The following is a 12,880-nucleotide window of genomic DNA, read 5'->3' on the forward strand; positions in this document are numbered from 1 at the left end:
CAATATGAAACCGGAAGAATATAATTCAAAAGATTATCTGCCACGTGGCCATTATCCTTGGCCTGACCTTATCAATCCAAATGCAGAACAGATGGGTAAAGATATGGACGGATGGATTGATAATGATTACACTTTCCTGACCGAAAAACAACGCACAACATACAAGAAAATGAGGCTGCACATGTGCACTGCGCGCATGTGGCCGGACTTAACCTATGAACAGACTATTCCCTGCAACAGGTTTATGCTTCAGTACGTGGCTCTTGATGATCAGGTAGAGCATTCGTCTCTGGAGGAAATCCAACAGTTACGGATTCGTTGTGTAGACATTCTCAAGGGTGCCCAACCAAAGGAGGACGAAAATGCTCTCTACCAACATATGACGTTAATAAGGGACGAATTCCGCGCGTTGATGCCCGACCTATGGGTGGAGCGTTTTATTTATTACTTTTATCAGTCATTCAGATATGGGATTGAACTGGAGTACCCTTATAAAATAGCAGAGCGTCCACCGTCACTTACGCTTTTCAAAACCATTCGTGAATATTCTGTTCTTATGCGTCCCTATCTGATCTTAGGTGAGATTGAATCAGGTCTTGTACTTCCTGAACATATTTTTGAGCATGTTGTCGTTCAAAAAATGATATCTCATATGACCCTGGTTGTTGCATGGCAAAATGATATTCATTCTCTGCCAAAAGAAATGGCGAAGGGTACAGAGGTTTTTAACCTGGTTTTTGTATTACAGCAGGAATATAATCTTTCATTGGAGGATGCCTGCGCACAGGCATTCCGCATCCATAATGAAGAATTGGCAAAAGTACTTGCCTTACATGCTGAATACCGCGAGTTTGGTGAATATCAGGAGCACGTAGACAAGTTCGTTTATTATGCAGGAGTTGGACTTCAGGGAGTGAATTCTTTTTATCTGGAAACTGAAAGATACCAGCATGGAGGAGTAGGTTTTGCCTGGCCGGAAATTAGTAATGATGTGAAAACTATTTAAAATTGATAAAAAATAAACCTATGAGAGAAGATTTAGTTGTTCCTAAATGCCGCTACCCATGGCCCACCGTTACCAGCCCAATTGCCAATGCCTTTGATGACGAAGAAAAAATATGGTATGACCATGATTATACTTTTATTTCTGAAGAAGGAATAAAAAGATGCAAACCCCAGTTCCTGTCCCGCGTAGCTACCTATATGAATCCTACCTGTGACAGCATAGAACGGATGCGCCCTTGTGCTAGGTTAATGATCTACATCACACTATTTGATGACTATTTCGGAATGACTCCCGCAAAAGAACTGAAAGCGATGGCAGAAAGGGTATATGAAGTCATGATGGGAGATGATCCTCTTCCGGATGAAATTGGTATTCTCCGGCAAATGGCAAAAGCACGAAAAGAGTGGGAAACATTTATGCCTCGTTTCTGGATAGACAGGGTGGCTATCAATTTTTATGAATTCATCATCTACGGAATGATCGAGGAAATCCCTTTCAAACAGGCCGAGAAAAGAATCTATCCGTTACTTCCGCATTATCTCAGCTTTAGAAAATATTCAATCGGGATGTGGCCGTATGGTGATCTGATAGATCCTGCAACGAATTCTCCATTGCCGGTTTTTATCTATAATCACCCTATTGTACAGCGTTGCAGAGAGCTGCTCTCCCTGATTATTGTGATCCAGAATGATTTTGCTTCTCTGAAAAAAGAACTTGAAATAGAAAGTGAAAGTCTGAATATTATTTTCATTTTAAGCCATCAGTATAACCTTACCTATCAGGAGGCCTGTACTGAAGCGATGAGACTGCACGATGCCTATGGTCAGGAATTGGATGATCTGCACAAGTCACTCCCGGATTTTGGAGCTTTTCAACAACAGGCATACGATCATATTTACCATATTAAGCTACAGATAAGCGGATGTGCCAACTGGTATTATAACTCCGGAACCAACCGGTATGAACCGAAAGGATTTATTGTGCCACAATATGGAAGAGAAGGAGATGACATTCTTATCCCACACAGTATTTTTGTACAGAAATAGCTGCAAATAGAATACTGTTGAAGTAATAAAAAAACAGCAAAGATGAAATTTTTTGCTGTTTTTTTATTTTTCGAAAAATATACTTTTTTTCAAGCAGTAGATCACTAAAGCTGAAAATCCACACTACAGGAATAAACATAATATTTTTAAAATCTTATCTTCGTATTCTTAATAACTTGATGATATGAAAAAAATAATATTCCTGGCCTCAGCCGCATTTGTGCTGAACTCCTGCGTTGTAAGAACCGCTGCAAAAGTAGTGACAGGAGCTGCGACCATAGGCTACAAAGCTGTAAAAGGAACGGTGAATGGCATCAGCTGGGTGGTAAGCAAAGCCAAAGGAAAAATAGATGAAGACCGTGTGGATGGAACCTGGAAAATTGTAGGGGTTTATAAAGGCTCGTTTGAAGACTTTTCAAAAGATCAGAATCCGGAAAGTTCATTTACGTCAGATTGTACGGAAGGTTTTGACCAGATTATTTTCAAGGCTAAAAAATCCAAATTCAAACCGGTACATTGCAGTTCGGGAGAAGAAGATTGGGTAAAATATTCTATGGAATTCGGAAAAAATCCTTTAACCAAAGAAAAAGAAAACTATATAGAATACAATTCCAATAATTATATTTCAGTAATTGATGTCAACAACAAAACCATGGTGCTGGAAGGAAACCTGATGCCTAAACTGGCATTTTCAGGCGCTAAATTGTACCTATTGGAAAAAGTAAAATAATGGCTCTCTTTTTATTGTGGTAACCTGTTTATCGGCTTAGGAAGCTGTAGCGTTAAAAAAATTAAAAATTGATCCGTTAAAAAATTCCCACTGTCTGAGTGCGGCCCGAATATAGAACTGAAAAAGTAATCTTGAATCCGCACGAGTTTTGGGGATTTTAGGAGCAAATTTTAATTTTTAGCGGAAGATTCCAGCATTGAATTTTTGGTTCTTTTGTTTCAAGACAAAAGAACTTATAAAATGGATTGATAATTGGTTTAATGTTTTATCTATTTATAAAAACAGATTGTCCGTCTAAACTTAAACGTAAATCATAATACTTTAACAAACATTGTGGCGTACCCTCAATAAATTTTTGTTCTTTTGCAAAAAGTTTAATTTTAACAGTATTACATGTCAAAGTTCGATGAGATCCGGTTTTTTGATGACAGTGAAGTGAATGAAGCATTACTTGGAATTGCCCGTGATCCTATGATGAACGCGCTGATGAGTTTTACTTTTCCTGATACGGATAAGAAAATATGGAGAGAGCAGTTTAAAAACATTCACTCTGTAAGTGATTTTCAGCACAATTTTATTGCCTATACCATTCGTCAGATCCTTGCGAAAAGTTCCGAGGGTCTTACCACTTCAGGATTCGATAAGCTGGATAAGCAGACGCCGTATCTTTTCATTTCGAACCATAGAGATATTGTTTTAGATACTTCACTCATCAACCTGGTTCTTTTGGAGAAAGGCCTTATCATGACGGCTTCAGCGATAGGCGATAATCTTGTTCAGAAAACTTTTTTACATGACCTGGCCAAACTGAACCGTAATTTTCTCGTTCAGAGAGGACTGCCGCTTCGTGAGCAGCTGAAGAGTTCCCAGATCATGTCGGAATATATTAAAGAACTTTTACATAAAGAAAACCGTTCCGTCTGGATTGCCCAGCGCGAAGGCCGTACAAAAGACGGAAACGATGTTACCCAGCAGGGCGTTTTAAAAATGCTTGCTATGGCTGCAGAAGATATGCCATTGGCAGATTATTTTAAAACCCTGAAAATCGTTCCCGTATCTATTTCCTACGAATATGATCCTACAGATTCCTTAAAAATGCCGCAGCTTTTGGCCAGGCACAGAGATGAGGAGTACGTTAAAGGTAAAGATGAGGATTTTATGACCATGCTCAGTGGAGTTTTAGGTCAGAAAAAACGGATTCACCTGCATGCAGGCAACGTTCTTAATACTGAGCTGGATGATATTGCGGCCAATTCTGAAAATAAAAATAAGCAGCTGCAGGCAATTGCACAGATCATTGATGATTCAATCATTCAGAACTATAGGCTTTGGCCAACCAAATTTATAGCTTACGACCTGCTTCACAATACCGATACTTATGCTGATCAATATACAGAACAGGAAAAACAACTGTTTGTGCGCAGACTTGAAATGCGTATAGACCCTTCTGATGCTATTTCCAAAGAGTTTTTTCTTACCATGTATGCGAATCCTCTGATCAATAAAAAGAAGTATGAGAACAACTCATTAATGTAAGTATTGCTGAAGAGTTATTCGAATATCGGTCTAGGAAGCTGTAGCGTTAAGAAAATTAAAATTTTAGGATCAAGTTTTAATTTTTAGTGAAAGTTTCCAGCCTTGAATTTTTGGTTCATTTTGTTTCAAGACAAAAGAACAAAGACAGAAAGATAATGCACTATTTTGTCTAGTATCCTTAACTATTTTTAAATTTAAAATTTTCCTAAAAAAGCATGAGTAACGCTTGGGCTATTCATATCTTAACGGCTGATTAAAAACTAAAAAGCATTAAACTATTTCAATATGAGTATTTTCCGCACATAACAGGTGATAGGGTATCATTACGACAGATTAAGGATGCAGACCTTGATGATCTTATCGAAATCTCATTTTATGATGCTATCCGGGCGGAAACTGTTCAACAGGCAGCAGAAATGCAGGCAAAGATCAATCAGGATTATCTGGATGGAAATTCTATTCACTGGGGCATCGTGGACAATGAAACTCATAAAATTGTTGGGACCTGTGGGTATTACCGGGGATTGGATAAAGGAGAAGGTGAGCTGGGATGTGTTTTATTGCCACAATATTACGGCAAAGGATATATGACTGCCGGAATGATGCTGGCCATTGATTTCGGACTGCATACATTAGGGCTGAAGCGTATATGGGCAGCAACAGATCAGCATAACGGCCCTGCAATTAAACTGCTGGAACGTCTTAATTTTGTAAAAACAGCAGATTTAAATGATGGTGAAATCGAGTATGAACTAGGAAAATAAATGCTCAGAGCGGACGATCAGTTACATCAATTAAGCAGATATTTATGTTAATGAAACGATAGAAAATATTTTTTTGTAAATTCAACGTTGAGGCGGCAAGATAGTTGTAGTGAACTAACAACCACACAAATTAAAACATATGAATTTACAAATAAACCCATGCCCAAAGGTTGAAAATCATCATGTTGACAGTTTTCGTCCGGATGTTCTGGAAGGCTTGAAAAACAGTCCCAAAAGATTATCTTCAAAATACTTTTACGATAAAGAAGGAGACCGGCTTTTCCAGGAAATCATGGCTATGCCTGAATATTACCTCACCCAGTGTGAGCTCGACATCTTCAAAAATAAAACAACTGATCTGGCCCGTCTTGTTATCCCTGAAAATGAGCCATTCGATTTGATCGAACTGGGAGCTGGAGATGCCATGAAGTCCACATTTTTATTGAAGCATCTGGTGGAACAGGGAACTCAGTTCACCTATATGCCTATTGATATCTCAGGCAACATCCTTTCCATATTAAAAGAAAAATTGAGCCGGGAATTACCGGATTTGGAAGTACAGGCTTTGGAAGGAGAATATTTTGAAATGCTTCAGAAAGCAGCGTCACTTTCCGGCAGAAGAAAAGTTATCCTGTTTTTAGGAAGCAATATAGGCAATATGAATCCCGGGGAAGCTGAAAATTTTTGTCACAGTTTAAACCGGAATCTGACTTCCGGCGACAGGGTATTGGTTGGCTTCGATCTCAAGAAAAATCCTCACACTATTTTAAATGCTTACAACGACCGGAAAGGTATTACGGCAGCATTTAACCTTAATTTGCTGACCCGTATCAACCGGGAACTTGATGCCAATTTTGACTTGAAACAATTCCAGCATTATCAAACCTATGATCCCATAAGCGGAGCCTGTAAAAGCTATCTTGTAAGCCTGCAAAAACAGACCGTAAAAATAGGAAACGACAGCATTTTATTTGAAGAAAATGAACTTATTGACATGGAAATTTCACAAAAATTTTCTGAAGAAAAAATTGAGGAATTAAGAGAAAAATCGGGTTTTAAACGGATAGGAGAGATCAAAGACTCAAAAAAATGGTTTGTAGATGTCGTCTGGCAGGCAAAATAAAGAGAAATAAGGGGACAGAATTAATACCATGAATTCTCAAGAAGCAAATCAACAACCGTACAGCTTCGTCAACAACTTTGTTGACTTTTTTGCTTATCTAAATAATATGTTTGAACTAATAAAACTTTGCGTTAAATAAAAAGCATAATACTCCACAGATTAATCAGATCTCATAGAGACAAACGTTCTTTCAAAGAAAAATAAGAAGTATATTTATTTGAACTTAAATTATAACCTACTAAAAACTAAAGAGCATGACACTGAATATAGCGACAACGGATTTAGTAAAAAAGTATACCGATATCCGAAAACATTCCGAAGAAATCTGTGCTCCTTTGGAAATTGAGGATTATGTAGTGCAGCCCATCATAGATGTAAGCCCGCCGAAATGGCATCTTGGCCATACCACCTGGTTTTTTGAGACTTTCATTCTCATTCCCAATTTTCCTGATTATAAAGTTTTCGATGCCCAGTATAATTTTGTCTTTAACAGCTATTACGAAACTATTGGGGCAAGAGTGATCCGTACCGACCGTGGAAATCTCAGCCGTCCTTCCGTTTCGGATATTTATAAATACAGGCAGTATGTGGATGAGCATATGAAAATATTTCTTCAGAGCAGGTTTATGACTGAAACTGTTGAACCGCTCTTAGAATTGGGTCTTAATCACGAACAGCAGCACCAGGAATTATTAATTACCGATATTAAATACATCTTAGGACACAATCCGCTTTTTCCAGCCTATAGAAAAGAATTGATCTCAAAAAAAGAAAGCTATAGACCTACTGAAATGCTAAAGTTTTCCGAAGGAATTTATGAAATCGGGTTCAAAGGAGAAGATTTCTGCTTTGATAATGAATTGGGAAGGCATAAAGTATATCTTAATGATTTTGAAATTGCAGATCAGCTGGTGACCAACAGAGAATATCTGCAGTTTATGGAAGCTGGAGGGTATACCGATTTCAGGCACTGGCATGCTGAAGGATGGGATTGGGTAAAGCAGAGCAAAGCAGAATCTCCGCTGTACTGGCATTTTATTGATGGAAAATGGATGAACTATACCCTAAACGGCTTACAGGAAGTTGACCTTAATGATGCTGTCTGCCACATTAATTTTTATGAAGCCTCTGCTTTTGCATCCTGGAAAGAAATGCGCCTGCCTACCGAAGCAGAGTGGGAAGCAGCATCCGGTAATTTCAATTGGGGAAACCGTTGGGAATGGACCAATTCTGCCTATTTACCATATCCCGGTTTTAAGAAAGAAGCGGGAGCAGTAGGAGAGTATAACGGCAAATTCATGGTCAATCAAATGGTTTTGCGTGGTGCTTCTGAGGCTACACCTGCCGGACACAGCAGGAATACCTATCGTAATTTCTTTCAGACCAATCTGAAATGGCAGTTTACAGGAATCAGACTTGCTCAATAATTTTTGCCAATGATTACAGTTGAATCAGTTTCAAAGAATTTTAACGGAAAACCTGCAGTAGACGATATTTCTTTTCAGGCCCATGATCAGGAAATATTAGTCCTTCTGGGAACGAGCGGTTGTGGCAAAACGACGACCCTTAAAATGATCAATCGTCTTGTAGAAGCGGATTCAGGAAATATTTCCATCAACGGTAAAAATATCTGTGATCAGAAACCGGAAGAACTGCGGATGGGAATCGGTTTTGTGATGCAGCATTCCGGTCTGTTTCCTCATTACACCATTCAACAGAATATTGCTGTAGTCCCCGAATTACTGAGATGGGACAGGAAGAAAACAGAAAACCGGACCCATGAATTGTTGAATAAGCTTCATCTTTCAGAAGATATACTTTCACGGTTTCCCGGCGAACTGAGTGGGGGACAGCAGCAGAGAGTGGGCATTGCAAGAGCTCTGATCGCCAATACACCCGTTCTGCTGATGGACGAGCCTTTCGGAGCGCTGGACAATATCACCAAGGCTGACATTCATTCAGAATTTAAATCGCTGGAAGAGCTTAAAAATAAAACCATTATACTGGTTACCCATGATGTTCAGGAAGCTTTTGAACTGGGACACCGCATATGCCTTATGGATAAAGGGAAAATTATCCAGACAGGAACCCCTGAAGAGATGCTTTATCGTCCTCAAAACGATTTTGTCAATGAATTTTTTACCGAAAACAGGCTTTTGCTTGAATACAAAATTGCGGTTTTGAAAGATCTTGCTAATTCAGAAAGCCTGTACAGTGAATTTGGTTTTACTGAAAATACCAGTGTCTGGAATGCTTTACAGAAATTAAGCTCGGATCACAGAAACACTGAATATTATGAAAGCCTGATCAGGGCATTCAATGAGTATAGAAAATTACAGATCGTATGACGCAGCAAAGTCTTTGGCAGTTTATCATAGAACAGCAGGAAAAATTACTGACCCAGGTTGTACAGCATCTGGGGCTTACCTTTCTGTCATTACTTTTGGCAACTGTTGTCGGTGTACCTTTAGGAATACTGATTGCGAGGAAAAGAAAATTCTCCAGCCCTGTGCTTGGTTTTGCCGGTATTTTGCAGACTATTCCGAGTATTGCCCTGCTGGGTTTTATGATTCCTGTTTTTGGAATCGGGGCCAGGCCTGCTATCGTTGCCCTGTTAATTTATGCTCTTTTACCCATCATCCGAAACACCTATACAGGGATTACAGAAGTAAGCCCCACCGTTGTAGAAGCGGCAAAAGCAATGGGAATGAACAGAAGGCAGCTCCTTTTTAAAGTGAAACTTCCTCTGGCCATGCCTGTTATCATTGCCGGAATCCGAACGGCAGCGGTGATCAATGTCGGAGTGGCTACATTGGCATCCTTTGTGGCAGCAGGTGGCTTGGGCGAGTTTATTTTCGGAGGTATCTCTCTGAATAATACCAATATGATCCTGGCAGGTGCTATTCCTGCAGCTTTGTTGGCGGTTTTGCTCGACCAAACCATTGCCATTGTTCAGAAATCCGGCTATCGTTTATTTCAGAAACTGAAATATATAATTCCGGCTGTTTTTATTATTGTTGGTGCAGCTTATCTGTTTACTTCCGGGTCAAAGAATAAAATTAAGGCAGGTTTTACCCCTGAATTTATGGGAAGACAGGATGGTGACCTAGGTTTGCGTTCGGTGTACGGACTGAATGTAAATCCTGTTGTGGTAAACGATGCCATTATGTATAAAGCAGCCTATGAAAAGGAACTGGATCTTATCAGCGGATATTCTACCGATGGAAGGATCAAAGCTTTTGACCTGTATGTTCTGAATGATGACAAAAAAATATTTCCGCCTTATTTTGCAGCACCCATTCTTAAAACAAAAACATTGAAGAAATTTCCTGAGCTGGAAGAAACCCTTGGTCTGCTGGCCGGTAAATTCAATGACTCCATAATGACCGATCTGAATTATAAATCTGATTATCTTAACCAGACACCGGAAAAAATAGCAAAGGATTTTTTAGTTAAAAATAATTTGTATAAAAATTCAAGGAAAGGAAATTCCGGAACGATACGGATAGGGTCGAAGATTTTTGGTGAGCAGTATATTCTCACAGAAATGTATAAAATGCTTATTGAAGGCTATACAGACTATAAGGTGGAAACGAAAACAGGACTGGGTGGCACCAAGATCTGTTTTGATGCCTTAATGAATGATGGAATTGATTTTTATCCTGAATATACGGGAACCGGACTTCTGGTTCTTTTAAAGCCTTCGGAGCAAACGCTTAAAAATGTAACCCAGAGTCCTGATAAAACATACACCTATGTCAATTCGGAGTTTAAAAAGCAGTACGGTATTCAGTGGCTTAAACCTCTTGGATTCAATAATTCCTATGCATTGATGATGCGCAGAAAACAGTCTCAGGATCTTCAGATAAAGAATATATCAGATCTTAAAAAATATTTCAAAGACAGATAAAATAAAATCTGATCTTTCCTTTAAAACTGTAAATATTTGATTTATAATTAATAAAAAACCCTAACACTTGTTAGTCGTACTACTACTACACTTTCTCAGATAAATCATAAAAAGCCCTTTTTATACCGCAACTACTTCTATATTTGGTGAATTAGAATAACATCAGATCACAAAATATTAACCATTAATTTACAAATCATGGCAGAAAGAAATTCAAGAGGAATCTTAAAATTCAATGGTGGAGAAGGGCAGAAACTGCTAAAACTTCACTACAGTGTATCACGTTCTACGGACGTATCAGGTAGAGTGGCATCAGATCCTTCTAATGCGCTTATCAAAATCACAGTGGAAGCTACAGAAAAATCAGATATTCTGGAAAGTCTTCTGAACGGAAAATACAAGCCTACAACCGGAGAAGTAACGTTCAACAAATCTCATGAAGAAGGAACACTGACTACTCTGAAATGGGAGAACGGATATGTAATTCAGCACGAAGTAGATTTCAATGCAGTAGATGAAAACAGTATGTACATCAGCTTCATCGTAAGTGCAGAGCAGATTGACTTAGGTAATTCTTCTTACAAAGCAGAATGGCCTACTTCTTAGGAATATAGTTTCTTAAACTTAAAAAAAATCAGACAGAATGGTTACCTATAAAATTAGGATACCATTCTGTCTTTTTTGTTTGTAAATAAAGTTTGTGGACTGATCTTTTTTTGAATTTAAAAACTCAAATCCGACCACTGGCTTAAAATAGCATCAGCCGCAGAAACGGAAGTTAAGCCGCTGGTAAGCCCAGCGCCTGTAAGCACACCGATCATCAGGGAGCCATTAGTTGTAAAAACGGCAGACCCGGAATCTCCTGAAGCAGAAAAAGATCCTGAGTTACCCTTTACCATAATCATATTATTGGCTGTCACTTCTGTACCGTTAAAGTTTCTGGCTTTCAGCGAAGTGGTAATACTTGTTACTTCCCCGGTGGTGACTTCTGTTGCAATGCCGCTTTTCATCACTTCCTCACCAATAAGTTCAGGGTTGATATCAGAAAATCCCCCAATGATATTTCCCACACCGTATACTTTTCCTATTGTGGCGTATCTGAACCATCCCTTTCTTGCAATAGCACAGTCCAGCCATGCACTGATCGTTGCTGAATTACGTTTAAATGTAACATTTTCATGGTAATAACTCTTCAGGGACGCACAATTGTGACAGTAATTCAGGGTTGTTTCCCATTTAGACTGCTGGCACACATCCGAATCCAGTTCTGTGGTCGTTCCTGCCAGTACATGGGCACACGTTATTAAATAAGGATTATCGTCCCCTGTTTTATTTACCATGACGCCCAACGTCCCGTTTCCGGCGACTTCCCTTCCGTTCTGCATCAGTTCCCCGTTAGCCGAAATGCTTACCCCGCCGATAAGCGGATCTGTTTTTTCATTTCTTGCTGCCAAAACTGAATCCGGAGCTGCTAAATTATTAGGCTGAATTTCAAACTCCACAACGTCTGTAGGATGACCAAAAAGGGCAGCTGGAATTGGATTGCTGACTTTGGCTAAAGGCAGTTTCTTTTTTACTCCAAACGTATAGCTGAGACTTGGAATCAGTTGATCGTTCACTGTTTTCAAAGAGACCCCTAAAGAAGTGATCTCGGGTCTTTTAAAATACTCTTCAACGAGTTCAGGGAGTCTTTTGGCCATTTCATCGTGCAGGGCCAGTTCTTCTTTACTTAGTTTCATGATTTGGTGGTTTTATTGGATTGATAAATAGGAGTTCGGGTTAAGAAAAGATTAATGTGCTGGAAGCTGGAAGTGGGAGGTTTGAAGTTATTATGGACTGATAGTTTCTTAAAATTGAATTAATTAGTCTTAAGAAAATTAATAAAAACTGATGTATAATTATTTTTTATGACCTTAATAATTTCTCTCTTCCGGCTTCAGGCTTCCTTACCTTATTAAAAACAGAAATGTCTTATCCGGAACTCAGGCTAAATAGAATAGGTAATAACTGCTGTATCAAAATTCGGAACGGGCATTACCGTTCCGAACTTGAATCATCTCAATAAACTTAAAACTTAATGTTAGTTCAGTTTAATGGTTCCCGAAGAAGGAGCACCGCCGCCAGAAGGAGGAGGTCCGCCTGCAGAAGCCTGATCAGCCAGCATACGGTACTGTGCCGTTCCTTTTTCAGTTTTGATGGTTCCTGAAACCGTATACAGATACAGGTCCCCCGAAACAGCAAAGTCATTGGCCGAATTATTCACATAAAAGTCAATATTTACAGTAGACATCTGCTTTGCCTTTTCAAGAAAAGCATCCATTAATGTGGTGATCTGAGCCTCTGTAAGCCCTTTGGATTTCATAGATTCTTTTGTTTTTTCATAAGAAGCAGAAGCGCCACCGCCACCGAAAAACCAAGTCCAGACGGATAAATTGGCACTTGCCGATGTTTTTTCGTACTCTTTAACTTCTTCTTTATAGCTGGCACTCAGCATGCTCATGGCCAGGTCATTCAGATTTTTCACATCCTGGCTGGACATGGCAGATACCTGAAGAGAAGCTGTGATTCTTCCCTGAGTGAATGGCGGTACACTATAGGAAAGCCCTGTAAGCTGTCCTTCCCCTGCTACCTCGATAGAATAAGACTCTTTGGATTCTCCTCCTGCTTTTGAGGTTGAAATAACGCGTTCGAACGGATCTTTGAAACCCACTTCGGTCTGTGTAATTTGAATTGTTTCCATTGTTTTGTTTTTTGGTTGGTGTTTG

Annotated in this window: 12 protein-coding genes; 10 read left to right on the forward strand and 2 right to left on the reverse strand. The window is 39.2% G+C overall.

Translation table 11 applies throughout. The annotated features are described in order from the left end of the window. Window positions 1-4 precede the first annotated feature (4 nt). The 10 genes from ACTJIV_RS05165 to tssD all read left to right on the forward strand — a co-directional run bounded on the left by ACTJIV_RS05165 (window position 5) and on the right by tssD (window position 10,721). On the forward strand, window positions 5-1,006 hold the full coding sequence (locus ACTJIV_RS05165; protein WP_440626053.1) for a terpene synthase family protein: 1,002 nt from the start codon (window positions 5-7) through the stop codon (window positions 1,004-1,006). A 20-nt stretch (window positions 1,007-1,026) separates the two neighbouring features. Further along, window positions 1,027-2,052, forward strand: coding sequence for a terpene synthase family protein (locus ACTJIV_RS05170; RefSeq protein WP_111954443.1), 1,026 nt, complete (start codon window positions 1,027-1,029; stop codon window positions 2,050-2,052). A gap of 184 nt (window positions 2,053-2,236) precedes the next feature. Continuing rightward, window positions 2,237-2,782, forward strand: coding sequence for a hypothetical protein (locus ACTJIV_RS05175; RefSeq protein ID WP_440626055.1), 546 nt, complete (start codon window positions 2,237-2,239; stop codon window positions 2,780-2,782). A 393-nt stretch (window positions 2,783-3,175) separates the two neighbouring features. Beyond that, window positions 3,176-4,318 (forward strand): 1-acyl-sn-glycerol-3-phosphate acyltransferase, encoded by a 1,143-nt coding sequence (locus ACTJIV_RS05180; RefSeq protein WP_440626057.1) that lies wholly within the window; start codon window positions 3,176-3,178, stop codon window positions 4,316-4,318. A gap of 302 nt (window positions 4,319-4,620) precedes the next feature. Next, window positions 4,621-5,082, forward strand: coding sequence for a GNAT family N-acetyltransferase (locus ACTJIV_RS05185; protein WP_440626680.1), 462 nt, complete (start codon window positions 4,621-4,623; stop codon window positions 5,080-5,082). A 139-nt stretch (window positions 5,083-5,221) separates the two neighbouring features. Continuing rightward, window positions 5,222-6,205 carry an L-histidine N(alpha)-methyltransferase gene (egtD, locus tag ACTJIV_RS05190; RefSeq protein WP_440626059.1) on the forward strand — a complete coding sequence of 328 codons (984 nt, stop codon included), beginning with the start codon at window positions 5,222-5,224 and terminating at the stop codon, window positions 6,203-6,205. Window positions 6,206-6,459: 254 nt separating this feature from the next. Further along, window positions 6,460-7,632 carry an ergothioneine biosynthesis protein EgtB gene (gene egtB / locus ACTJIV_RS05195; protein ID WP_440626061.1) on the forward strand — a complete coding sequence of 391 codons (1,173 nt, stop codon included), beginning with the start codon at window positions 6,460-6,462 and terminating at the stop codon, window positions 7,630-7,632. Between the two features lie 9 nt (window positions 7,633-7,641). Beyond that, window positions 7,642-8,553: an ABC transporter ATP-binding protein gene (locus tag ACTJIV_RS05200; protein ID WP_440626063.1), complete on the forward strand. Its 912-nt coding sequence runs from the start codon at window positions 7,642-7,644 to the stop codon at window positions 8,551-8,553. Further along, entirely contained in the window at window positions 8,550-10,115 is a 1,566-nt protein-coding gene (locus ACTJIV_RS05205) for an ABC transporter permease/substrate-binding protein (RefSeq protein WP_440626065.1), read from the forward strand. The genes ACTJIV_RS05200 and ACTJIV_RS05205 overlap by 4 nt, the downstream gene beginning before the upstream one ends. Window positions 10,116-10,313: 198 nt before the next feature. Next, window positions 10,314-10,721: a type VI secretion system tube protein TssD gene (gene tssD, locus ACTJIV_RS05210; RefSeq protein ID WP_111954459.1), complete on the forward strand. Its 408-nt coding sequence runs from the start codon at window positions 10,314-10,316 to the stop codon at window positions 10,719-10,721. Between the two features lie 116 nt (window positions 10,722-10,837). Here the strand turns inward: tssD and ACTJIV_RS05215 are convergent, their stop codons facing one another. Together ACTJIV_RS05215 and ACTJIV_RS05220 are read right to left on the reverse strand one after the other, a co-directional pair. Next, entirely contained in the window at window positions 10,838-11,854 is a 1,017-nt protein-coding gene (locus ACTJIV_RS05215; protein ID WP_440626067.1) for a hypothetical protein, read from the reverse strand. 341 nt (window positions 11,855-12,195) lie between these two features. Then, window positions 12,196-12,855 carry a hypothetical protein gene (locus tag ACTJIV_RS05220; RefSeq protein WP_111954463.1) on the reverse strand — a complete coding sequence of 220 codons (660 nt, stop codon included), beginning with the start codon at window positions 12,853-12,855 and terminating at the stop codon, window positions 12,196-12,198. Window positions 12,856-12,880: the final 25 nt, after the last annotated feature.

Source organism: Chryseobacterium sp. 22532 (genome assembly GCF_052044665.1).
Taxonomy (GTDB): domain Bacteria; phylum Bacteroidota; class Bacteroidia; order Flavobacteriales; family Weeksellaceae; genus Chryseobacterium; species Chryseobacterium lathyri.